Below are 20,486 nucleotides of genomic sequence, written 5' to 3' on the forward strand. Positions count from 1 at the left end.
CTGCCCAGATCGCGGGAGAGACGTCGTGGCGACCCTGTCCGGCCTGCTGTCCTTCGTGGGGCTGTTCCTTGCGGTATTCCTGGCGCCGTTCCTTGCACCGGCCCTGTTCGTGCTGGCCTTCCTCTTGCGAAGCCGGCGATGGGCCATCGCGGCGCTCAGCACGGCCGCGATCTGGGCGGTGGGCATCGCCTTTCTCTTGCCCGGCACGAGTGACCCGAAGTTCTGGTACGTCTTTACGTGGTTGGCGATCTTGAGTGTCTGCGTGGCTGGAGTTGGGCTGCTGGTCGCGATCTTCGCGGCCCTGGCACATCCGGTGCGCGGGAGGGAGCGCGACGGAGCAGGGTAACGCCGCGCATGGCATCGCCCTTGCCCGTCTGACGAGGCGGGCGCAGAGGGAAGTCGATGAAGGCTCCCTCCACTCTCGCCCTGACCATGGGCGAGCCCGCCGGCATCGGCCCCGAGATCACGCTCGCCGCCTGGCGCGCCGTCCGCGCCGCGGGACCCGTGTTTCTCCTCGTCGGCGATCCGGCGCTGCTGCCGGGCGCGCCGCTGGCGATCATCGAGCGGCCGGACCAGGCCGCCGAGGCCTTCCCCCACGCGCTCCCCGTGCTGCCGCTGCCGCTCGCCGCGCCGGCGACCCCGGGCAAGCTCGACCCGCGCAACGCGCCCGCCGTCATCGCCGCCATCGAGCAGGCGGTCGCCCTCGCCAAGGCGGGACGCGCGGGCGGGGTGGTGACCAACCCGATCCAGAAATCCGTGCTGACGGCCGCCGGCTTCCCCCATCCCGGCCATACCGAGTTCCTCGGCGAGCTCGCCGGAACGGGCGTGCCGCCGGTGATGATGCTGGCCTGCCCCGGGCTGCGCGTGGTGCCGGTGACCATCCACATGTCGCTCAAGCGCGCCGCCGCCGAACTGACCACCCGGACCATCGTCACCCAGGGCCTGGTGGTGGCCGAGGCGCTGCGGCGCGACTTCGGCATCGCCGCGCCGCGCCTGGTGGTCGCCGGATTGAATCCCCATGCCGGGGAGGACGGCACGATGGGCCGCGAGGATATCGAGATCGTCGCCCCCGCCGTCGCCGCGCTGCGCGAGGCGGGGATCGCCGCGCGCGGGCCGCTGCCGGCCGACACGCTGTTCACGCCGCGGGCGCGCGCGACCTATGACTGCGCGCTCTGCATGTATCACGACCAGGCGCTGATCCCCGTCAAGACGCTGGACATGGATGGCGGGGTGAATGTGACGCTCGGGCTTTCCATCGTTCGGACCAGCCCGGACCACGGCACCGCGCTCGACATCGCGGGGAAGGGGCTCGCCGATCCCGGCAGCCTGATCGCCGCGCTGCGCATGGCCGCCGACATGGCCCGACACCGTGCCGAAGGAGGTGCCGCATGAGCCCGCTCAAACTCTCCATCAACATCGACCACGTGGCGACGCTGCGGAACGCCCGCGGCGGCACCCACCCCGATCCGCTGGCCGCGGCGCAGGCGGTGCTGGAAGCCGGTGCCGATGGCATCACCGTGCACCTGCGGGAGGACCGTCGCCACATCCGCGACCACGATGTCGAACGCCTGCGGGCGGCCATCGCAGCGCCGCTGAACCTGGAGATGGCGGCGACCGAGGAGATGGTCGCCATCGCCGAGCGCCTGAAGCCCGCCGATTGCTGCATCGTGCCGGAGAAGCGCGCCGAACTGACCACCGAGGGCGGCCTCGACCTGCTGCGCGCCGGCCCGTTCCTGGCCAGCGCGATCAAGCGCCTGAACGCCGCCGGGATCCGGAGTTCGATCTTCGTCGAGGCCGACAAGGCGCAGATCGAGGCTGCCGCCGCCCTCGGCGCGCATGCCATCGAACTGCACACCGGCGCCTATGCCGATGCCGCGCCGGAAGACCGTCCCGCGCTGCTCGCGCGCCTCGCGGAAGGGGCACGCATCGCAGCGGCCTCAGGCCTTGCCTGCCATGCCGGCCACGGCCTCTCCTTCGAGACCATCGGCGGCATCGCGCGCATCCCCGAGGTCTCGGAAGTCTCGATCGGGCACTTCCTGGTCGGCCAGGCAGTGTTCACAGGCCTGCCCGAAGCAGTGCGCCGCATGAAGGGCCTGATTGCCGAGGCCCGCGCGGGCTGATCAGGCGGCGCGGCGCTCCGGCGTGGTCGCGGCCCGAACCGAGGCCGCCCAGCGCGGAGCGGCGGCGAGGAACCGGTCGAGCTCCGCGGGGGCGAGCGCCTCGACATGTTCCGAGGCGGTGGTGGCGGCCGGATCCCAGCTCCGCGCCACGCGCAGCACGACCTCGGCCGCCTTGGCCGAGGCGGCCTCCCGCGGTGCCAGCGCCAGCATCCGTCGGGCCGTGACCAGCACGCGCGCCCCGGCATCGAGGCGCATGCGCTCGGCCATCCCGCCCTCGGCGAGTTCGGCCATAGCCGCCATGACGAGGCCGGGCTCGGCCCTCACCACAGGCTGCACCGCGACATGAGGCATTCCGCGCCCGCTCCTTCTGACGATCCATCGACCATGCCGCACGGCGCCCGCCGCGCCATGCATCATCTGGGATGGGGACGCACCAGGCCCGCTGCAAGTCTCATCCTCACGAAACTTCAATCCGGCAGCCATGTACCTCGCGGCGCCGCGCGCGCCGGATCAGCGCAGCATCTCCCAGTAGCCGTTCTCCTCGTTGAGCCGGGCATGCTCCACGGCGCGGAAATCCCCGCGGGAGACCACGCCGACCAGCACCCCGTCCTGCACCAGCGGCAGGTGGCGGAAGCCCCCATCCTGCATCAGGCGCAGTGCCTGGATCGCCCCGGCGCCGGGCGCCAGCGTGACGGGGTCGCGAGTCATGGCGTCCGCGAGCTGCGTCTCCGCCGGGGGCAGGCATTCCGCGCCGATCCGGCAGATCGCGTCCCGCCCGGTGAAGATCCCGAGCAGCTTGCCGGCCGGATCGGTGACCAGCACGCAGCCGATGCGGTTCGCCCGCATCGCCCGGCAGGCGTCCTGTACGGTCGCGTCGGGTCCAAGCGTCACCGGGTTGCGGCGGTGCAGCACCACGTCTTCGAGCGGCCGGTCGCGCATCGCGTCCTCCGATGGTCCTTGCCCGCCGCCACGCCGGCAGCGCAGGGGCCGGATCGTGTGACGGGACCATGATGATGGCGCGACGCCTCCATGACAGACAAGTCATGACGCCGTGGGAGGGTCCGACCGGTTGACGCGGCCCCCGCCCCATCCCAGCCTCCGCCGCGAGGAGAACCCCATCGACGTGTCCGAGACCGAGGAAGCCGCGCGGATCCATGCGGAGACGCTGACGCTCGACACCCATGTGGACATCCCCTGGCCCGACCCGCCGGACCCGGCGGGCGAGACGAAGCGGCATGTCGATTTCGGCAAGATGCGCCGTGGCGGGCTCGGGGCGGTGGTCTTCATCGCCTATGTCCCGCAGGGCCCGCTGACCGAGGAGGGCCACGCCGCCGCCGCGGCCCGCGCCGAGGCGATGCTGCGGCACATTGCCGCCACCGCCGGCGGCGACCGCGACTTCTGCGCCGATGCGCCCGCGCTCGAGCGGGCGAAGGCCGCGGACCGGCTGGCCGTGCTCTCGGCCGTGGAGAACGGCTACGCCATGGGGAACGACCTCGGGCGCCTGGCGCAGTGGCGCCGCCTCGGCGCGATCTATGTCACCCTCACCCATAACGGCCACAACCTGCTTGCCGACAGCGCCATCCCGCGCAAGGACCTGGGCGACGCCGCGGAACGTCACGGCGGCCTCTCCGCGCTTGGCCGCCAGGCGATCGCGGAGATGAACCGCGTCGGGCTGCTGGTGGATGTCAGCCACGCGTCCCGCGCGGCGATGCTGCAGGCGGCCGAGGCCTCCCGCACGCCGATCGTCGCCACCCATGCCTGCTGCGCCGCGCTGCGGCCGCATCCGCGCAACCTGGACGACGCGCAACTCGACGCCCTGAAGGCGGTCGGCGGCCTGGTGCAGATCACCGCCGTCTCCGCGTTCCTCAAGCCGCCGGCGGCCAGCGGCAACGGGCCTGCTGCCTCGGTCGCCGATTACGTGGACCATGTGGACCATGCCGTCCGCCGCATCGGGATCGACCATGTCGGCCTTTCCTCGGATTTCGACGGCGGCGGCTGGCTCAGCGACTGGCCGGATGCCGCCCGCTCCCGCGCGGTGACTGCCGAGCTTCACCGCCGCGGCTACGGCGCGCGGGAGATCGGCCTGCTCTGGAGCGGCAATTTCCGACGCCTGATGCGCCTGGCCGCGCGGCAGGCCGGCTGATCGGGCGCCGTGCCATAGGCAGCAACGCCGGACGCCCCCATCTGCGCGCGGCCATGCCGATCCCCGACACGATTCCCCGCGCCGCGCTCGTCACCGGCGGCGCGAAGCGCCTTGGCCGCGCGATGGCGCTGGCCCTGGCCGATTCCGGCTTCGACATCGCGCTGCACTATGCAGCCAGCGGCGCGGAGGCCGAGGCGACCGCCGCCGAGATCCGTGCCCGGGGTCGCCGCGTTGCCACCCTGCGCGCTGACCTGGCGCAGGAGGGGGAGGTGGCGCGGCTGCTGCCGGATGCCCAGGCGGCGCTCGGGCCGGTCGGGGTATTGGTCAACAACGCCTCGACCTTCGAACGCGACGAATGGGACGACGCCACGCGGGAAAGCTGGGACCGCCACCTGGAACCCAATCTCCGCGCCCCCTTCGTGCTGGCCCAGGCCATGGCGAAGGCGCTGCCGCAGGGGCGGGAAGGCGTGGTGGTGAACCTGCTGGACCAGCGGGTCTGGTCGCTGACGCCGCATTTCGTCTCCTACACCGTCTCCAAGGCGGCGCTCTGGACGCTGACCCAGACGCTGGCCCTGGCGCTGGCGCCGCGCATCCGCGTCAACGGCATCGGGCCGGGGCCTGCCTTGCCTTCGCCGCGCCAGACGGCGGAGCATTTCGCGCGCCAGGCCGCTTCCGTGCCGCTGCGGCGCGCCACCTCGCCGGAGGAGGTCGCGGCGGCACTGCTGGCGATCCTGTCGCTGCCCTCGATGACCGGGCAGATGATCGCTCTCGATGGCGGCCAGCATCTGCAATGGGCCCCGATGCGCGACCCGATGGACATGGTGGAATGATGTATGTGCCGGATGCCGAGCGCGGCCGCCGCGTGGTCTTCGTCCGCGGCCTGGAACTGATGGCGCGGCTTGGCATCCACCCGCATGAGAAGGCCGCGCCGCAGCGCATCCGCGTGGATGTCGAACTGCTGGTGCAGGACGAGGCGGCGCCGGCGGCGGTGGGCCCCGATGACTTCCGGCGCGTGGTGGACTACCAGCGCCTGGTGGAACTCGCGCGGGACGTCGTCGCGGGGGGGCATGTTCTCCTGGTCGAGACGCTGGCGGAGCGCATCGCAGCCGCCGCGCTGGCCGATGACCGGGTGGAACGGGCTCGCGTAACGGTTGAGAAACCCGAGGCCTTCATGGATGTCGCCGGCGTCGGGGTCATGGTGGAAAGGCGCAGGCACCTGAAGGACTTGTGAGCCGGCAGCGTGATTTGTCCACCGACTTGACGCCTTCGTGAGATGACGCGCTGCAATGCGGGTTGCAGCCCTCCCGGTGGCAGCATGGCAATCCGGCACAGAGCTTTTTCACGCCAGATCAATAGGTTAACAATTCTGCACAAAATACGTGCACGGCGATGTGACTGGCGGATGACGGCCGTTCCCGGGGCTTTGGCCCCGTTCCGCCCACAGACTTGTCCACAGCTTCGGTGGACAACGTCGCGCCTCCCGCGGCTGGGCGCGGCATCGCGGCCGGGCCATATCCTGCACGCATGACTTGTGAGGCCGACACCCCGGAGCCTGCCCCTGTCCCGCCCGGGCGGGCGGCGATCGAGCGTGCGCTGCCTACCCTGCCCTTCGCGCCGGGCGTCTATCGCATGCTCGATGCCAAGGGCGACGCGCTCTATGTCGGGAAGGCGCGCAGCCTGCGCCGCCGCGTCGCCGCCTACACGCAGATCTCCCGCCTGCCCGAGCGCCTGCGCCGGATGGTGCACGAGACCCGCAGCCTGGAAGTGGTGACCACCGCCAGCGAGGCCGAGGCGCTGCTGCTGGAAGCCAATCTCATCAAGCGCCTGCGGCCGCGCTTCAACATCGTCCTGCGTGACGACAAATCCTATCCCTGGCTGGTGATGCACGAGGACCACCCCTATCCGCAGATCGCCAAGCATCGCGGCGAGCGGCGCAAGGGGTCGAGCTACTGGGGCCCCTTCGCCTCCGCCTGGGCGGTCAACCAGACGCTGACGGCGCTGCAGCGCGTCTTCCTGCTGCGCTCCTGCCGCGACACGGTGTTCGACAGCCGAACCCGCCCCTGCCTGCTGTTCCAGATCAAGCGATGCTCCGCCCCCTGCGTGAAGCGCATCAGCGAGGCCGACTATGCCGCGCTGGTGCGTGAGGCGAAGGAGTTCCTCAGCGGCGGCACGCCCAGCATCCAGAGGCGGCTGGCGGCCGAGATGGAAGCGGCGGCGGAAAAGCTGGAATTCGAGCGCGCGGCGGCGCTCCGCGACCGCATCCGCGGCCTGACCCATGTGCAGGGCCGCGACCGCGTGAACCTGGACGGCGTCGGCGATGCCGATGTGGTCGCGCTGCACCAGATGGCCGGCCAGTCCTGCGTCCAGGTCTTCTTCTTCCGGGGCGGCCGGAACAACGGCAACCGGCCGTATTTCCTGACGCATGCCAAGACCGACCAGTCGCCGGAAGAGATCCTCGGCGCCTTCCTCGCCCAGCTCTACGACGACCTGCCGCCCCCGCCGCTGGTGCTGGTCAGCCATGAGCCGAAGGATGGCGCCATCCTGGCCGAGGCGCTGGCGCTGAAGGCCGGCAGGAAGGTCGAGATCCACCGGCCCCAGCGCGGCGAGAAGCGCTCGGCCGTGGAGCACGCCGCCACCAATGCGCGGGAGGCGATCGAGCGCCGCATGGCCGAGGGCGCGGCGCAGACCGAACTGCTCGGCGGCGTCGCCCGGCTGTTCGACCTGCCCGACACGCCCGAGCGGATCGAGGTCTACGACAACAGCCACATCATGGGCACCAATGCCTATGGCGTGATGGTGGTGGCCGGCCCGGCCGGCTTCCTGAAGCAGCACTACCGCAAATACGGGATCCGGGATGCGAAGCCGGGGGACGACTTCGCGATGATGCGCGAGGTCTTCGACCGCCGCTTCGGCCGCGCCCTGAAGGAGGATCCGGAGCGCGAGAGCGGCACCTGGCCGGACCTGGTGCTGATCGATGGCGGCGCCGGCCAGCTCTCGGCGGCGCGGGAGATCCTGAACGAGATGGGGCTGCACGACATCCCGCTGGTTGCCATCGCCAAGGGGCCGGACCGCGATGCCGGCCGCGAATGGTTCCACCAGACCGGCAAGGAGCCGTTCCAGCTGCCGCCGCGGGATGCCGTGCTCTACTACCTGCAACGCCTGCGGGACGAGGCGCACCGCTTCGCCATCGCGTCCCACCGCGCCGGTCGGTCCAAGGCGATCACCCGCAGCGAGCTGGACGAGATCCCCGGCGTGGGCAGCGCGCTGAAGCGGAAGCTCCTCAACCATTTCGGCTCCGCCCGCGGGGTGCGCAACGCCGCCCTCGAGGATCTGGAGAATGCGCCGGGCATAGGCCCTGCGGTGGCGCGCAAGATCTACGGGCATTTCCACCCGACGGATGGGTGACGCCCGATCATGTAGCGAATGTCACGCGCCCCCGGCTTGCAGCGCCCCGGATCACCATCGCAATGCTGGGCTGCCCCGCCGGAGCCCGCCCGCCTTGCTGCATGCCCTCTATGCGCGCGTCATGGACCTCGCGCAGCGCCCGCAGGCGCGTTTCTGGCTCGGCGCCGTCAGCTTCGCCGAGAGCAGCATCTTCCCCATCCCGCCCGACGCCATGCTGGTGCCGATGGCGCTGGCCCGGCCGGACCAGGCCTGGAAGCTCGCCACGATCTGCACCGTCGCCTCGGTGCTCGGCGGCGTGGTGGGCTATGCGCTGGGGTTCTTCCTGTTCGAACTCGTCGCCCAGCCGGTTCTGACGGCCTATGGCTACGCCGACGCGCTGATCCGCTTCGAGGACTGGTTCCAGCGCTGGGGCGCCGCGGTGATCCTGATCAAGGGGCTGACGCCGATCCCCTTCAAGATCGTCACCATCGCGGCGGGCGCCGCGAAGATGGATTTCGCAACCTTCCTCCTGACCAGCCTGGTGACCCGCGCGGCCCGCTTCTTCCTGCTCGCCGGACTGATCCGCCGTTTCGGGCCGGCGGTGCGCGACTTCATCGAGCGCCGCCTGGTGCTGGTGACCAGCACCGCCGCGGCGCTGGTGATCCTGGGCTTCCTGGCGCTGCGCTACGTGTGATCGCGGGACCGGCAGGGCATGCCCGTCCGCCTCGCCCGGCGCGCGCCGTTCTGCTACAGGGGAAGCGCATGCCGACGGATCTGCCGAACCTCCTGACGCTGTCGCGCATCGCGGCGATCCCCGTGCTCGTCGCGCTGGCGGCGCTGCGCGAACCCTGGGGCGACCTTGCCGCCTGCGTCGTGTTCTCGGCCGCCGCCATCACCGACTACTTCGACGGCAAGCTGGCCCGCCAATGGCAGCAGACCAGCGCCTTCGGGCGCATGCTGGACCCCATCGCGGACAAGCTGCTGGTCGGCGCGGCGCTGATGCTGCTGGCCGGGATGGGGCGGCTGAGCATGCTCGGCCTGTTCCCCGCCATCGTGATCCTGCTGCGCGAGATCCTCGTCTCCGGCCTGCGCGAATACCTCGCCGGGCTCGCGGTCGGCCTGCCGGTGACGCGGCTGGCGAAATGGAAGACCGGCTTCCAGATGGGCGCGCTCGGCACGTTGCTGGCCGGCGACACCGCAGCCTCGGTGCTGCACCTGTCCTTCCTGCCGGTCTCCCTGATCGGCGAGCTGATGCTCTGGACGGCGGCGGTGCTGACGCTCGTGACCGGCTGGGACTATCTCCAGGCCGGGCTGCGCCATGTCGGCGCCGACGAGCCGGGACGCACCAACCAGCCGAGCGAACCGGCGCGCTCTTGAGGCTTCGGCCCAACGGCCGCATCTTGTTGCAAACCCACGATCGGGACGGCCCATGCTCATTGCGAACCGCAGCGCCCGCAAGGTCCCCGGCCCCACCGGCATGGGTGGCGTCGTGCCGGCGCTCGGCCTGGCGCTGCTGCTCGGCGCCTGCTCGCGGCCCGATGTCGGCTTCGTCGATTCGATGTGGTCGCCTTTCAATCGCGGCCCGACCATCGTCACCACCGACAGCGTCACGGTCCAGCGCGTGCGGGGCAACGAGGTGGAAAGCGCGCCGATGCTGCCGGAGCCCGGCAATGTCTGGCCGGAGCAGGAAGCGCCGCGGCCCACGCTGATGAGCGGCCCGGAAGAAGCTTTCCGGAACATCCCCGAATACCGCCCGCAATTGATCGAGCCGGTGCCTCCCGCACGCTCCCCGGTGCCGACGCCGAATGCGCGCGGCTCCTCGGATCCGATCGCGCCGCTGCCGGCGCCGTCCCAGGCCAGCCGCGTTCCCGCGGCAGAGCCGCCGCGCGCCGTCGCCCCGCCGCCGCCGCCGCGCGCGGAGGGTAGGGTGCTGACCGATCCCGCCGGCCGCCCGGCCATCGGCACCGGCTCGGCGGGCAACATCACCGGCGCGACGCAGCCCGGCGTGGGCAGCAGCGCGGTGATCCGCGACGGCAATGTCGAGACCTGGATCGGGCCCGACGGCCAGGCCCGGACCCGGGTCGTGCCGCCGCGCTAGCGGCGCCGCGCCGTGAAGATTCTCTATTTTGCCTGGGTCCGGCAGAAGATCGGCCTCGCCGAGGAGGAGGTCTCCCCGCCGGCCGAGGTGCGCGATGTCGCCGGCCTGATCGCCTGGCTGGCCGGCCGCAGCGCCGGGCACGCCGCCGCCTTCGCCGACCCGCGTCAGGTGCGCGCGGCGGTGAACCAGGATTTCGCGACGCCCGCCCAGCCGGTTCAGCCCGGCGACGAGGTCGCCTTCTTCCCGCCTGTGACCGGCGGGTGACGACGATGCCCGTCACGCCCCGCGTCCTGGTGCAGGCAGCGCCCTTCGACCTGGCGGCGGAGACGGCGCGGCTGCAGGGCGGGCGTACGGATGTCGGCGGCCTCGCCAGCTTCCTCGGTATCTGCCGCGGCGATGGCGGACTCGTGGCCATGGTGCTGGAGCACTATCCCGCCATGACCGAGCGCGCTTTGACGCGCATCGCGGAGGAGGCCTGCGCGCGCTGGCCGCTGACGGGTTGCACGGTGATCCATCGCCACGGGCGCCTCGTGCCGGGCGATCCGATCGTGCTGGTGCTGACCGCAAGCGCGCATCGTGCGGCCGCGCTGGAAAGCTGCGCCTTCCTGATCGACTGGCTCAAGACGAAGGCGCCCTTCTGGAAGCGCGAGGAATTCGCCGGCGGCGCGGAGCGCTGGGTGGAGGCGAAGGCCGAGGACGACGCCGCGGCAGAACGCTGGGCGCGCTGATCCCCGTGCGCATCCTCGCTGTCCTGGCCGGGGCGCTGCTGCTGGCCTGGCCGGCCTTCCTGAACGGCTATCCGCTGGTGTTCAGCGACACCGGCGCCTTCCTGCACCAGACCGCGCCGCCGCCCTCCGGCCCGCTGGTGATCTGGGACAAGCCGCACATCTACGGCCCGGTGCTGCACGCCTTCCACTGGCGCGTGACGCTCTGGGCGCCGCTTGCGGCGCAGGCGGCCATGATGTCCTGGCTGCTGTGGCTGGTGCAGCGCGCGCTGCGCGGCGCGGCCGCGCCCTGGCTGCACCTGGCGGTCTGCGCGGCGGCGGCGCTTCTCACCACCGCGCCCTTCACCGTCGCGCTGCTGATGCCCGATGTCTTCGCGCCGGCGGTGCTGCTGGCGCTGCTGCTGCTGGGCTTCTGCCGCGATGCGCTGACCCGCGCGGAAACGTGGTTGGTGGCACTCATCGCCACGCTCGGCATCGCGGCGCATCTGTCCCACTTGCCGCTGGCGGCCTCCGTCGTCGTCATCACGCTGCTGCTGACGCGCCGGCTGCGCCCGGCGTTGCGCACCGCGTTGCCGATCCTGGGCGCGGTGCTGCTGCTGCTTGCGACGAATTGGTGGGGGCATGGTCGCGCCGTGCTCTCGCCGCATGGCGCGACCTTCGCATTGGCGCGGCTGCAGGCCGACGGACCGGCGGCGGCGGTGATCCGCGCGCGCTGCCCGGACTCCGGCTGGTATCTCTGCGCCTTCGCCGACAGGCTTCCGATGGACAGCGACGCCTTCCTCTGGTCGCCCGACAGCCCGGTGAACCGCGGCCCGGACGGCACGCCGCGCTTCCTCGGCGGTGCGCTGCTCTCGGTGGAGGCGGGCGCGATCGTCGCGGAGACGCTGCGCAGCCGCCCGCTCGAGGTGGCGCAGGCGATGCTGCGCAACACGCTGGCGCAGCTCGGCATGGCGACGGCGGGCGACACGCTGGGCGACGACCATCTCCGCGCCGCGCTGCGGCCGCGCATCGCGGAGGCGTTCCCGCCGCGCGAGCGTGCCGCCTACGACGCCGCGCTGCAGCCGCGCGGCCTGCTGCGCGAAGCGGTCGCGCCGGTGCTGTGGCTGCACGGGCCGGTGCTGCTGCTCGGCGCTGCGCTCGCGCTGCTCGCATGGTGGCGCGCGGCGCTGCGGCATGATCTGCGCCGCCTCGGCCTCGTGGTCGGCCTGCTGGTCGGCGTCACGGCGAACGCCTTCGCGACCGGCGCCCTCTCCAAGCCGCATCTCCGCTACGAGGCGCGCATCCTGTGGCTGATGCCCGTGATCGCCGCGCTCGCCCTTCTGCCGCGCGCCGGGCCGCGCGAGGACAGCCGAAGCGTCGGACCTGCCGGCCGGCCAGGCCCGGCCGAGGCCGCGAATGCGGCCCGCGCCGAGTGGCGCGCAAGCCAAGCGCCCGGAGGGCGCGCCGGCGCTTGAGGCGCCGGAAGACTCAATAAAAGAAGCGCTCCTCCACCACCTTGCCGTCGCGCACGGTATAGAGGCCGATCTCCTTCATCTGGGTGCGCTCGCCGGTCTGCTTTGCGGTCACGTCCATCTCGAAGATCAGGGCGAAGGCGTCGCCGTTGACGAAGGGCCCATGCGTCGCGCCGCCATGGAACTCGTGGTTGGCATACCACCAGTCGCTCTTGCCCTTCACCGCCGCACGTCCCTCCAGCCGCGCCATCGGCCCATCCATCGCCTCGATCGAGACGACGTCGTCGGACCAGAAGCGCGCCCCGGCCTCCTCATGCTTGCCATCCTTGCAGAGCGCGGCGAAGGCCTCTGCGATTTCGCGGGTGGTCATGGCGTCCTCCTTCGGGAATCGCGCGAGGCTACGGAAGATGTGTGACGCTTGTCATCGCGGATTCGCGGCGGCGGCGATCAAGCGTCCGATGTCCTCCCAGGCGCAGCGCCGCTCCGACACCGGCTGGCCAAAGCTGGTGCCGTATTCGGGCGGGCCGACCTGGGCGCCGAGCGTGCGATAGAAGCGCAGCGCCCCGGTGTTCTCGGCAAAGACCCGCAGGTCGGCCTCGGCACAGCCGCGCGCCTGCAGGCGCAGCGCCGCCTCGCGCAGCAGGGTGCGACCGATCCCCGCCCCGCGCAGGCCCGGCCGCACATGCAGATTGTCCACATGCGCGATCCGACCGTGCCGCCAGGCCGCACAGAACCCCACGGCGTCGCCGCCGAGCAGGGCCAGCACGACGACGCCGGGCAGCGGCCGCAGCCTGAGAGCCCTGTCCCAGTGCGCGGCCATGGCGTCCGGCGCCTCGCCGTCGAGGAACGCGTCCTCCAGCAGGCCGCGATAGGAATCCTGCCAGGAGGCGAGGTGCAGCGCGGCGATCGTCGCCGCATCCGTCTGGCGCGCGGCGCGGAGCCGCAGCGGCAAGGCCGTCCTCCTTCCCGCCCGGCGGCGGCGTTCAGGCCGCCAGCCGCATCGCCACCTCCTCCGGTGGCAGGCGGACCAGCGCCTCGTAGTCCTGCAGCAGTGTCGCCGTGATCCCGGCCGGCGTGAAGCGGTGTTCGCCGACCTGGCGCACGGGTGTGATCTCCGCCGCGGTGCCGGCCAGGAAGACCTCGCTCGCCTTCGCCAGGTCGGCCTGCGGGATGGTCCGCTCCACCACGGCGATCTGTCGCTTGCGGGCCAGCGCCATCACCGTGCGGCGGGTGATGCCGTCCAGGAAGTTCACCGGCGTCGGCGTGTGCAGCGCGCCGTCGATCGCCAGGAAGACATTGGCGCCTGTGGCTTCGCTGATGTCGCCCTTCCAGTCCAGCATCAGCGCGTCGTCGAAGCCTGCGGCCTCGGCGGCGTGCTTGGAGAGCGTGCCGATCATGTAGAGCCCGGCCGCCTTGGACGCCGTGGGCGCGGTCTCCGGATGCGGGCGCTTCCACTTCGCCCAGTCCAGCCGCACGCCCTTCATGCGGTTGTCGCCGAACAGATTGGGCCAGGCCCAGGCGGCGATCGCCAGATGCACCTGGCTGCGCGGCGCGGCGACGGAAAGCTGCTCGCTGCCACGCCACGCGACGGGGCGGACATAGGCGTCGGTCAGGCCGTTCCGCGCCACCGTCTCCTGGCAGGCCGCATCGATCTCCGCGGCGGTCCAGGGCAGTTCGAAGCCGAGGATGCGGGCGGAGGCGATCAGGCGCTCGGTGTGCTCGCGCAGCTTGAAGATATGGCCGGAATAGGCGCGCTCCCCCTCGAAGATGGCGGAGGCGTAGTGCAGGCCGTGGGTCAGCACATGCAGCCGCGCGTCGCGCCAGGGAACGAAGTGGCCGTCCTGCCATATCCAGCCGTCGCGGTCGTCGAAGGGCACCAGGGACATCGGGCATTCCTCCTGCGGATGAGCGCCGGCGCCCGCCGCCTCATCGCCCGGCAGCGCGCCAGTCGCTACGCATCGGCACGCCCTTGCCCTATATCCGCAGGAGGGGCGCCATGCGATGGACGGAGTGTGGCGGCCCGGGGAAAATGCGTCAACAATGCTGACCAAATTCCGACCCAACGGGAACGCATGACGGCCATGCCGAAGGGCGCAGCGCAGGCCTTGCTGGCCGCAGCCGAGAGCGAAGCAGGCACGCGCGGCGCTCCGCCGCCCGCCGGGCGCAACCTGCTCTTCCTGCGGGAGGAGGAGCTGCGCCTGGCGCAGGACCTGCTGTTCTTCGGCTATCGCGACTTCACCGCCGGGGCCGATGCGATCCTGGCCGATCTCGGCATGGGGCGCGCGCATCACCGGGTGCTGCATTTCGTCGGTCGCTGGCCGGGGATCACCGTGGGCGACCTGCTTGGCATCCTGGCGATCACCAAGCAGTCGCTCGGCCGCGTCCTGACGCCGCTGGTCGAGGAGGGCTACGTCACCCAGGCGCCCGGCCGCACCGACCGCCGCCAGCGCCTGCTCTCGCTGACGGAGAAGGGCGCCGCCCTGGAGCGCCGCCTGTTCGAGCGCCAGCGCGAGACCATCATGCAGGCCTATCGCGAGGCCGGCCCGCAGGCGGTCGAAGGTTTCCGCCGCGTGATGCGCGGGCTGATGGGGGAGGAGGCGCGCGCGGCGCTCGCGCGGCTCGAAGCGCCGGCGGAGCGGGAGGGCAAATGAGCCAGGCTGCCGTGACCGAGAGCCCTGCCGAGCCGCCGCACCTCCTCGTCGTGGACGACGATGCGCGGCTGCGCGCGCTGCTGCAGCGCTTCCTGGCGGAGCAGGGATTCCGCGTGACCGGCGCGGCCGATGCCGCGGCCGCGCGGCACGCGCTCGCCAACATGTTCTTCGACCTGGTCGTGCTGGACGTGATGATGCCCGGCGAGACTGGTGTCGAACTGGTGGAGAGCCTGCGCCGCGACGGCAAGGACATGCCGATCCTGATGCTCACGGCGCGCGGCTCGCCGGACGACCGCATCGCGGGGCTGGAAGCCGGGGTGGACGACTACCTCGCCAAGCCCTTCGATCCGCGCGAGCTGGCGCTGCGCATCCGCACCATCCTGCGGCGCGCCGCGCCGCCGCCGGTGACGGAGCCCACGGCCGGCCCGGTGCAGCTCGGCAGCCGCTGGTTCGACACGCAGCGCGCGGAGCTGCGCGGGCCGGAGGGCGTGGTGCGCCTGACCGGCGGCGAGCAGGCGCTGCTGGCGGCGCTGGCCGCGCGGCCCAACGAGGTGCTGAGCCGCGAGGACATCGCCGAGGCGCTCGGCACGCCCGAAGCCGGCGAGCGCGCCATCGACGTGCAGGTCACGCGCCTGCGCCGCAAGATCGAGCCCGACCCGCGCGAGCCGCGCTTCGTTCAGACGGTGCGCCACCGCGGCTACGTGCTGCGCCCGGGGATCTGAGGTGAAGCTCGACCGGCTGCTGCGCTTCCTGATGCCGCGCGGCCTGCTCGGCCGCAGCCTGCTGATCATCCTGCTGCCGCTGGTGATCCTGCAGGGCGTCGCGCTGCAGGTGTTCTACGGTTCGCATCTCGACGTGATCTCGCGCCGCCTGGCCGGCGCCGTGGCCGGCGAGCTCTCCTTCGTCGTCGAGTTGCTGCAGCGGGACCCGTCGCCGGAGAACCGCGCCTGGGTGTTCCGCGAGGTCGCCTGGCGCTTCGACATGGCGCTGGCCTTCGAAGCCGGCGCGACGCTCGGCCCCACGCCGGACCGCGCCACCTCCCTGCCGCTGCTGCCGCTGGAGGAGGATCTGGCGCGCGCGATGAGCGAGCGCGTCGGCCGTCCCTTCGACGCGGACTGGGTGACGGACCCGCGCAGCGTCATCATCCGCATCCAGCTTCCCGGCGGCGTGCTGCACGCGGAAGCCCCGCGCAAGCGGCTGTTCAGCGGCACGCTCTACTACTTCACCATCTGGCTGCTCGGCACCTCGGCGCTGCTGTTCCTGGTCGCGGCGCTGTTCATGAAGAACCAGGTGCGCGCGATCCGCCGCCTGGCCGGCGCCGCCGAGGCTTTCGGCCTCGGCCGGGACTTCGGCGCGATCAAGCCGGAGGGCGCGGCCGAGGTTCGCCAGGCGGCGCACGCCTTCAACAGCATGCAGGAACGCATCCGTCGCTTCGTCGCGCAGCGCACGGAAATGCTGGCCGGCATCAGCCACGACCTGCGCACGCCGCTGACGCGCATGCGCCTGGCGCTGGCGGTGCTGCCGCGCACCGAGGAGGAGGAGGAGGACGTCGCCGCGCTGACCCAGGACGTCGAGGAGATGGAGCGCATGGTCGCCGCCTATCTCGCCTTCGCCCGCGGCGAAGGAGGCGAGCAGTCGCGCCCGGCGGACCTTGCCGAGATCGTGCGGGACGTGGCGCAGAAGGCGCGCCGCGACGGTGCGGAGGTGGCGGTGGAGGCGCCGGGTTCGCTGGTGCTGCCGCTGCGCCAGGATGCGCTGCGACGCTGCCTGGCGAACCTGCTCGACAATGCGCGCAAGCATGCGCGGCGGATCGCCGTGGCAGTGACCGAGGCGCCGCGTGAAGTTGCGGTCGCGGGCGAGCGGCCAGCGGCGGGCTGGGCGCAGGTGACGGTGGATGACGATGGGCCGGGCATCCCGGAAGCGCAGCGCGAGGAGGCGTTCCGGCCCTTCGCCACGCTCTCGGCCGGCGGCACCGGCCTCGGGCTGGCCATCGCCCGCGACATCGCCCGCGCGCATGGCGGCGACATCGTGCTGGAGGACAGCCCGCTGGGCGGGCTGCGCGCGCGGGTCAGGCTGCCGGTGTAGTTCCTGGTGAGGGCTCACGGCCCCCACCCCAGCCCTCCCCGGCATGGCGGGGGAGGGAGACCGGGGCGCGACCGGCCTTTCAGCCCTGCCCGGCTTTCCCCGCCATCTGCTTGATCTCGTCCATCGCCTCGGCGAAGCGCTTGTTGAGCAGGGCCAGCGCCTCGCCATTCGACTTCTGGATGAGGTCGGCGATCTCCTTCATGTTGCCGACCGCCCGCTCATAGCCGGCCTTCAACAGTTCGGCCTGGCGCGTCGCGCGCTCCTGCGGGTTCTCCGTGCCGCCCATGCTGCGCATGGCCTCGGTCATCTCGCCCATGGCGGACTGCACGATCTCCATGTGCCGCCGGGCGACCGCCTGCGCGCCTTCGAGCGCCACCTTGTTGGCGGCCGAGAGTGCCTCCAGGTTGCGCCGCTGGGCCTGCGCCAGGCTTTCCAGATCCGCAAAATGCGGCAGCCGGAACTCGGCGAACATCTTCATGACGTCTTCGGGCTTGACCGGGAAGCGGTCGGACATGGCGGAAGTCTCCCTGGCTTCGGCGCGATCCTATCCCCTTGCGCGCCCCGGCAGAAGCGCAACCCGTCTCACGCCGCCGTGGAGTCCTCGGCGACGGGCGACGGGGAGAGGTCGCCGCCGATCAGGCCGAAGCTGCGCGCGGCCTGCTCCGCCCGTTCCAGTGCGCGGTCGAGCGCGGCCATGGTCGGGCCGAGCTCCTCCGACTCATCCTTCGACCAGACATTCACCACGCGGATCCACACCAGGCTCAGCCCCGCCGCACGCAGCCTGCCCTTGATCCCGCCGCTCTCGATGCCTGCGGCGTCGAGCATGCGCTCCATGCTGCGTTGGAACACCGGGGCCAGCGCGCCGGCCAGCACAGCGTCCGTATACATCTCGACCATCAGGCGCTTCAGCCCCGCCTTGCAGGGCGCCAGCGCGTCCAGGCCACGCATCAGCACGTCGAACAGCCGGTCGCGCGGCGTGCCGCCCTGGTCGGGCAGGGTGCCGGCCACGACCTCGTCGGTGACTTGCTCGCCGAACAGCCGCAGCAGGCCGAGGCGGGAGGGGAAGCGCCGGGTCAGCTCGCCCGCGGGAATGCCGGATTCCGCGGCCAGCCGCCCCGGCGTCACGCCGCGCCAGCCATGCGCGGCGATGACGCGGAACAGGGCCTCGATCAGCTTGGCGTCGGGGTGCTGCATGTCCATGCGCCAATCGTGGGGATGACCGCGCTAGCCGGCAAGCTCGCGGGAGCGCGCGGTGGCGGCCGCGATCGCCTTCGAGATGTGCTCGGGCCACGCGCTCTGCTCCATCAGCACGGCCAGCGCGCGTTCCGTGGTGCCCTTCGGGCTGGTGACGTTCTTCCGCAGTTGCGCGGCATCCTCCATGCTGGCGGCGAGCAGGGCGCCGGACCCGGCGACGGTCGCCCGTGCCATCCGGCGGGCAAGGTCGGCCGGGATGCCCTGCTCGGCCGCCGCCTTCTCCAGCAGCTCCGCCAGCAGGAAGACATAGGCCGGGCCGCCACCGGACACTGCGGTGACGGCGTCGAGCAGCCCTTCCTCCTCCACCCAGGCGACCTCCCCGGTCGCGGCCAGAAGCGCGTGGGCGAGGGCGCGCTGCGCGGCTGAGACGCCGGGACCGGCGAATGCCGCCGTGAAGCCCTGCCGCACCGCGGCGGGCGTGTTGGGCATGGCGCGGACAATGGCCGCGCCCTCGCCGAGCAGGCCGCGCATCACGGCGACGGTCTTGCCGGCCATGATCGAGACGAAGACGGCGCCGCCGGCGAAGCGGGCATAGTGCGGCAGGCTTGCGGCGGCTTCCTGCGGCTTGGTGGCGAGGATGACGGCGACGGGCGCGAAGTCGGCGGGGATCTCCGTGGGCGTTCGGACCAGCGTGGCGCCTTCCGGCGCTTCGGCGAGGAAGGGGTCCACCACCACGGCCCGGGACAATCCGCGCTCGCGCCATCCCGCGAGCATCGCACCGCCCATCTTGCCGCAGCCGACGAGGAGTAGGGGGGGAAGCGCGTCCGTCATGCGGCCGAGACTCGCCGGGGCCGCGCCGGCTGGCAAGCCGGACCGGTCAGCCCGCGGCGCGTCGCCGGCGCGCTCCCGCCAGGCCCACCAGCCCGGCGCCGAGCAGCAGGGCCGTGGCCGGTTCCGGCACGCCGGTCGGTCCGACCACCTCGATCGTGATCGAATCACCGAAGGTCTGGCCGCCCCAGGAATACACATAGGTCCCGGGCGTCAGGCCGAGCGTGGCGAAGGTCTGGTTCTCGAAGATCATCGTCGCCGCGAGCAGGGTGCCGCTGACATAGCCCGCTGGCACCACCAGGCGGCCATTACCGGCATTGACGCCGATGGTGTCGCCGCCGCCCACCGTGGTCTGCGCGCCAGCGCCCGGGCCGAAGGCGGCCGGGCCGGAAAGCCCGCCATAGATGTCGAACGGCCCGTCCAGGCGGGTGAGGAAGCCGATGTTCGGGCTGATCTCGTTCAGCGTGTCGTTGTCAGACCCGACGAAGGACAGCCCGGAAAGCTGCAGGGAGCCGCTGCCGTCGACCTCTACATCGGGGCCGTTCTGCTGGACGGTGAAGGTGAAGGCCGCCTCGGCCGGCGCGGCCGCCGCCACGGCAAGGCCGCAAGCGGCAGCGAAGACCGCGGCGTTCAGACATGCTGGCAAGCGCATCGCTCGTCCTTCCTCCCCGCCCGAAATCCTGGCGGCGCGAAAAGAACGCAGCGCGTATCGATCCGTCAACCCATTCCGCGACGCTGACGATGTCGTGAGAAGGCCGGGCTATGCCTCGCCGACGCAGTCCAGCATCGCCGCCTGCAGCGCCTCGGCCGGGGCCTTGCCGCCCCAGAGTACGAACTGGAAGGCGGGAAAGAACCGCTCGCACTCGGTCAGCGCGATGTCCACCATGTCCTCCAGGCTCTCGGCGGAGGCGCCGGGCGCGCCGCGCAGCAGGACGGAATGGCGGAACACCGGCACGCCGTCGTCGCTGTCGATACCGAAATGGCCGATCCAGAGCTTCTCGTTGGCGAGCGAAAGCAGCTCGTAGAGTTTCTCCCGCTTCTCGGCCGGCACCTTCAGGTCGAAGGCGCAGGAGAAATGCATGGCGCTGATCTCGTGGGACCAGGAGAAATACAGGCCGTAGTCGCACCATTTGCCCGGCGCCTCGGCGGCCATCTCGCTGTCGTTGCGGCGGTCGAAGGCCCATTCGTTGGAGGCGATGATCTGCTCGATGATGTCGAGCGGATTGGCCGAGCGCTCCAGCGTCTCATGGCTGAGATAGGCGGACATGCGGCACCTCCTTCGCCCGGTCGGACGCGCGACGGGAAATCCCGTCGCGGATCCCGAAAGGATTCCCGATGCCCGGCCGGGCACCGAGGTGTGGGGGCTTGCCACCCCGAATCGCCACTAGGGGTAGACTACGCAACCGCGAAAGCGGCTCGCAAGAGTCGCTTTTGTGTTATCCTCCAATTGCTTGTGGACAACCTTTCACGGCGCCTCCTCAGGACCGGCCGCATCCTCCCGCGGAGCCTCCAGCGCCGCGACCCTTGCTTCCAGCTCCGTCACGCGGTGGGCCAGCACCTCCGCCTGCTCCCGTGCGCGCCGGGCGACCTCCAGCGCGGCATCGAGGTCCTCGCGCCGGACGAGGTCCAGGCGCTGCACCATCGCCTCGGCCTGGGCCTTGGCGATCGCCTCCGCCTCGTTGCGCATCGCCGCCATCACCGAGAAGGCCCCACCCGCCATGCCGGCCAGGTCGTCGAACAGGCCACGCTTGCCGCCGCGCCCGCCCTCGCTGCCGTCGCTGCCATTCGCCATCGCAAACCTCCTTGC

At 71.7% G+C, this 20,486-nt stretch carries 26 protein-coding genes and 1 pseudogene; 16 read left to right on the plus strand and 11 right to left on the minus strand.

Annotation, left to right across the window (positions count from 1 at the left end; translation table 11 throughout):
- Nucleotides 1-25 precede the first annotated feature (25 nt).
- From E4T13_RS19100 to E4T13_RS19110, 3 genes are read left to right on the plus strand one after another with little or no spacing between them, the layout of a single operon-like run.
- Entirely contained in the window at nt 26-346 is a 321-nt protein-coding gene (locus E4T13_RS19100) for a hypothetical protein (protein ID WP_137179854.1), read from the plus strand.
- A gap of 56 nt (nt 347-402) precedes the next feature.
- Nucleotides 403-1,392: a 4-hydroxythreonine-4-phosphate dehydrogenase PdxA gene (pdxA, locus tag E4T13_RS19105; RefSeq protein ID WP_137179855.1), complete on the plus strand. Its 990-nt coding sequence runs from the start codon at nt 403-405 to the stop codon at nt 1,390-1,392.
- Entirely contained in the window at nt 1,389-2,120 is a 732-nt protein-coding gene (locus E4T13_RS19110) for a pyridoxine 5'-phosphate synthase (protein WP_137179856.1), read from the plus strand. Before pdxA ends, E4T13_RS19110 begins: the two co-directional genes overlap by 4 nt.
- Here the strand turns inward: E4T13_RS19110 and E4T13_RS19115 are convergent, their stop codons facing one another.
- On the minus strand, nt 2,121-2,471 hold the full coding sequence (locus E4T13_RS19115) for a hypothetical protein (RefSeq protein ID WP_137179857.1): 351 nt from the start codon (nt 2,469-2,471) through the stop codon (nt 2,121-2,123).
- Nucleotides 2,472-2,630: 159 nt separating this feature from the next.
- Nucleotides 2,631-3,059: a cyclic nucleotide-binding/CBS domain-containing protein gene (locus tag E4T13_RS19120; protein WP_137179858.1), complete on the minus strand. Its 429-nt coding sequence runs from the start codon at nt 3,057-3,059 to the stop codon at nt 2,631-2,633.
- Between the two features lie 184 nt (nt 3,060-3,243).
- Here E4T13_RS19120 and E4T13_RS19125 point away from each other — a divergent pair, with 184 nt between their 5' ends.
- The 10 genes from E4T13_RS19125 to E4T13_RS19170 all read left to right on the plus strand — a co-directional run bounded on the left by E4T13_RS19125 (nt 3,244) and on the right by E4T13_RS19170 (nt 11,924).
- Entirely contained in the window at nt 3,244-4,263 is a 1,020-nt protein-coding gene (locus E4T13_RS19125; RefSeq protein WP_137179859.1) for a dipeptidase, read from the plus strand.
- A gap of 53 nt (nt 4,264-4,316) precedes the next feature.
- A complete protein-coding gene (locus E4T13_RS19130; protein ID WP_137179860.1) occupies nt 4,317-5,093 on the plus strand; it encodes an SDR family oxidoreductase in 777 nt (258 codons plus the stop codon).
- Complete coding sequence (gene folB / locus E4T13_RS19135; RefSeq protein ID WP_240791198.1) at nt 5,090-5,494, plus strand: dihydroneopterin aldolase; 405 nt, start codon at nt 5,090-5,092, stop codon at nt 5,492-5,494. Before E4T13_RS19130 ends, folB begins: the two co-directional genes overlap by 4 nt.
- Before the next feature lie 293 nt (nt 5,495-5,787).
- Nucleotides 5,788-7,668, plus strand: coding sequence for an excinuclease ABC subunit UvrC (gene uvrC / locus E4T13_RS19140; RefSeq protein ID WP_137179862.1), 1,881 nt, complete (start codon nt 5,788-5,790; stop codon nt 7,666-7,668).
- 94 nt (nt 7,669-7,762) lie between these two features.
- Nucleotides 7,763-8,341 (plus strand): YqaA family protein, encoded by a 579-nt coding sequence (locus E4T13_RS19145; protein WP_137179863.1) that lies wholly within the window; start codon nt 7,763-7,765, stop codon nt 8,339-8,341.
- Nucleotides 8,342-8,409: 68 nt separating this feature from the next.
- Complete coding sequence (gene pgsA / locus E4T13_RS19150; protein WP_137179864.1) at nt 8,410-9,024, plus strand: CDP-diacylglycerol--glycerol-3-phosphate 3-phosphatidyltransferase; 615 nt, start codon at nt 8,410-8,412, stop codon at nt 9,022-9,024.
- Nucleotides 9,025-9,076: 52 nt separating this feature from the next.
- Complete coding sequence (locus tag E4T13_RS19155; protein WP_137179865.1) at nt 9,077-9,745, plus strand: hypothetical protein; 669 nt, start codon at nt 9,077-9,079, stop codon at nt 9,743-9,745.
- Nucleotides 9,746-9,757: 12 nt separating this feature from the next.
- Nucleotides 9,758-10,009 (plus strand): molybdopterin converting factor subunit 1, encoded by a 252-nt coding sequence (gene moaD / locus E4T13_RS19160; protein ID WP_137179866.1) that lies wholly within the window; start codon nt 9,758-9,760, stop codon nt 10,007-10,009.
- A gap of 5 nt (nt 10,010-10,014) precedes the next feature.
- Nucleotides 10,015-10,473 carry a molybdenum cofactor biosynthesis protein MoaE gene (locus tag E4T13_RS19165; protein ID WP_137179867.1) on the plus strand — a complete coding sequence of 153 codons (459 nt, stop codon included), beginning with the start codon at nt 10,015-10,017 and terminating at the stop codon, nt 10,471-10,473.
- Between the two features lie 5 nt (nt 10,474-10,478).
- Nucleotides 10,479-11,924 (plus strand): hypothetical protein, encoded by a 1,446-nt coding sequence (locus E4T13_RS19170; protein WP_206030230.1) that lies wholly within the window; start codon nt 10,479-10,481, stop codon nt 11,922-11,924.
- A 13-nt stretch (nt 11,925-11,937) separates the two neighbouring features.
- Here E4T13_RS19170 and E4T13_RS19175 read toward each other — a convergent pair whose 3' ends face one another.
- From E4T13_RS19175 to E4T13_RS19185, 3 genes and pseudogenes are all read right to left on the minus strand, one after another.
- Entirely contained in the window at nt 11,938-12,291 is a 354-nt protein-coding gene (locus E4T13_RS19175; protein WP_137179868.1) for a nuclear transport factor 2 family protein, read from the minus strand.
- Between the two features lie 51 nt (nt 12,292-12,342).
- A pseudogene (locus tag E4T13_RS19180) lies at nt 12,343-12,891 on the minus strand (N-acetyltransferase family protein); the annotation flags it as partial.
- A gap of 13 nt (nt 12,892-12,904) precedes the next feature.
- A complete protein-coding gene (locus tag E4T13_RS19185) occupies nt 12,905-13,807 on the minus strand; it encodes a branched-chain amino acid aminotransferase (protein WP_137179870.1) in 903 nt (300 codons plus the stop codon).
- Nucleotides 13,808-13,993: 186 nt separating this feature from the next.
- Here E4T13_RS19185 and E4T13_RS19190 point away from each other — a divergent pair, with 186 nt between their 5' ends.
- The 3 genes from E4T13_RS19190 to E4T13_RS19200 are packed head-to-tail and all read left to right on the plus strand — an operon-like array spanning nt 13,994 to nt 16,657.
- Nucleotides 13,994-14,572 carry a MarR family winged helix-turn-helix transcriptional regulator gene (locus tag E4T13_RS19190; RefSeq protein WP_240791199.1) on the plus strand — a complete coding sequence of 193 codons (579 nt, stop codon included), beginning with the start codon at nt 13,994-13,996 and terminating at the stop codon, nt 14,570-14,572.
- Nucleotides 14,569-15,294 carry a response regulator gene (locus E4T13_RS19195; RefSeq protein WP_137179872.1) on the plus strand — a complete coding sequence of 242 codons (726 nt, stop codon included), beginning with the start codon at nt 14,569-14,571 and terminating at the stop codon, nt 15,292-15,294. Before E4T13_RS19190 ends, E4T13_RS19195 begins: the two co-directional genes overlap by 4 nt.
- A gap of 1 nt (nt 15,295) precedes the next feature.
- On the plus strand, nt 15,296-16,657 hold the full coding sequence (locus E4T13_RS19200) for an ATP-binding protein (protein WP_408906392.1): 1,362 nt from the start codon (nt 15,296-15,298) through the stop codon (nt 16,655-16,657).
- 79 nt (nt 16,658-16,736) lie between these two features.
- Here the strand turns inward: E4T13_RS19200 and E4T13_RS19205 are convergent, their stop codons facing one another.
- The 6 genes from E4T13_RS19205 to E4T13_RS19230 all read right to left on the minus strand — a co-directional run bounded on the left by E4T13_RS19205 (nt 16,737) and on the right by E4T13_RS19230 (nt 20,471).
- Nucleotides 16,737-17,171 (minus strand): phasin family protein, encoded by a 435-nt coding sequence (locus E4T13_RS19205; RefSeq protein WP_137179873.1) that lies wholly within the window; start codon nt 17,169-17,171, stop codon nt 16,737-16,739.
- Between the two features lie 68 nt (nt 17,172-17,239).
- Nucleotides 17,240-17,857 (minus strand): TetR family transcriptional regulator, encoded by a 618-nt coding sequence (locus tag E4T13_RS19210; RefSeq protein ID WP_137179874.1) that lies wholly within the window; start codon nt 17,855-17,857, stop codon nt 17,240-17,242.
- 24 nt (nt 17,858-17,881) lie between these two features.
- Entirely contained in the window at nt 17,882-18,682 is an 801-nt protein-coding gene (gene proC / locus E4T13_RS19215; RefSeq protein ID WP_137179875.1) for a pyrroline-5-carboxylate reductase, read from the minus strand.
- A gap of 46 nt (nt 18,683-18,728) precedes the next feature.
- Nucleotides 18,729-19,331 (minus strand): PEP-CTERM sorting domain-containing protein, encoded by a 603-nt coding sequence (locus E4T13_RS30240; RefSeq protein WP_206030231.1) that lies wholly within the window; start codon nt 19,329-19,331, stop codon nt 18,729-18,731.
- Between the two features lie 108 nt (nt 19,332-19,439).
- On the minus strand, nt 19,440-19,946 hold the full coding sequence (locus E4T13_RS19225; RefSeq protein WP_137179876.1) for a YbjN domain-containing protein: 507 nt from the start codon (nt 19,944-19,946) through the stop codon (nt 19,440-19,442).
- 198 nt (nt 19,947-20,144) lie between these two features.
- Nucleotides 20,145-20,471, minus strand: coding sequence for an accessory factor UbiK family protein (locus tag E4T13_RS19230; protein WP_137179877.1), 327 nt, complete (start codon nt 20,469-20,471; stop codon nt 20,145-20,147).
- Nucleotides 20,472-20,486 lie beyond the last annotated feature (15 nt).

It is taken from the genome of Roseomonas sp. AR75 (assembly GCF_005222815.1).
Classification (GTDB): Bacteria; Pseudomonadota; Alphaproteobacteria; order Acetobacterales; family Acetobacteraceae; genus Falsiroseomonas.

Excerpts from the sequence above, each read along its gene's own strand:
- pdxA (WP_137179855.1), top strand. The coding sequence starts at position 403 with ATGAAGGCTCCCTCCACTCTCGCCCTGACCATGGGCGAGCCCGCCGGC.
- E4T13_RS19110 (WP_137179856.1), top strand. The coding sequence starts at position 1,389 with ATGAGCCCGCTCAAACTCTCCATCAACATCGACCACGTGGCGACGCTG.
- E4T13_RS19115 (WP_137179857.1), bottom strand. The coding sequence starts at position 2,471 with ATGCCTCATGTCGCGGTGCAGCCTGTGGTGAGGGCCGAGCCCGGCCTC.
- E4T13_RS19120 (WP_137179858.1), bottom strand. The coding sequence starts at position 3,059 with ATGCGCGACCGGCCGCTCGAAGACGTGGTGCTGCACCGCCGCAACCCG.
- E4T13_RS19130 (WP_137179860.1), top strand. The coding sequence starts at position 4,317 with ATGCCGATCCCCGACACGATTCCCCGCGCCGCGCTCGTCACCGGCGGC.
- folB (WP_240791198.1), top strand. The coding sequence starts at position 5,090 with ATGATGTATGTGCCGGATGCCGAGCGCGGCCGCCGCGTGGTCTTCGTC.
- uvrC (WP_137179862.1), top strand. The coding sequence starts at position 5,788 with ATGACTTGTGAGGCCGACACCCCGGAGCCTGCCCCTGTCCCGCCCGGG.
- pgsA (WP_137179864.1), top strand. The coding sequence starts at position 8,410 with ATGCCGACGGATCTGCCGAACCTCCTGACGCTGTCGCGCATCGCGGCG.
- E4T13_RS19155 (WP_137179865.1), top strand. The coding sequence starts at position 9,077 with ATGCTCATTGCGAACCGCAGCGCCCGCAAGGTCCCCGGCCCCACCGGC.
- E4T13_RS19165 (WP_137179867.1), top strand. The coding sequence starts at position 10,015 with ATGCCCGTCACGCCCCGCGTCCTGGTGCAGGCAGCGCCCTTCGACCTG.
- E4T13_RS19175 (WP_137179868.1), bottom strand. The coding sequence starts at position 12,291 with ATGACCACCCGCGAAATCGCAGAGGCCTTCGCCGCGCTCTGCAAGGAT.
- E4T13_RS19185 (WP_137179870.1), bottom strand. The coding sequence starts at position 13,807 with ATGTCCCTGGTGCCCTTCGACGACCGCGACGGCTGGATATGGCAGGAC.
- E4T13_RS19190 (WP_240791199.1), top strand. The coding sequence starts at position 13,994 with ATGACGGCCATGCCGAAGGGCGCAGCGCAGGCCTTGCTGGCCGCAGCC.
- E4T13_RS19195 (WP_137179872.1), top strand. The coding sequence starts at position 14,569 with ATGAGCCAGGCTGCCGTGACCGAGAGCCCTGCCGAGCCGCCGCACCTC.
- E4T13_RS19205 (WP_137179873.1), bottom strand. The coding sequence starts at position 17,171 with ATGTCCGACCGCTTCCCGGTCAAGCCCGAAGACGTCATGAAGATGTTC.
- E4T13_RS19210 (WP_137179874.1), bottom strand. The coding sequence starts at position 17,857 with ATGGACATGCAGCACCCCGACGCCAAGCTGATCGAGGCCCTGTTCCGC.
- proC (WP_137179875.1), bottom strand. The coding sequence starts at position 18,682 with ATGACGGACGCGCTTCCCCCCCTACTCCTCGTCGGCTGCGGCAAGATG.
- E4T13_RS30240 (WP_206030231.1), bottom strand. The coding sequence starts at position 19,331 with ATGCGCTTGCCAGCATGTCTGAACGCCGCGGTCTTCGCTGCCGCTTGC.
- E4T13_RS19225 (WP_137179876.1), bottom strand. The coding sequence starts at position 19,946 with ATGTCCGCCTATCTCAGCCATGAGACGCTGGAGCGCTCGGCCAATCCG.
- E4T13_RS19230 (WP_137179877.1), bottom strand. The coding sequence starts at position 20,471 with ATGGCGAATGGCAGCGACGGCAGCGAGGGCGGGCGCGGCGGCAAGCGT.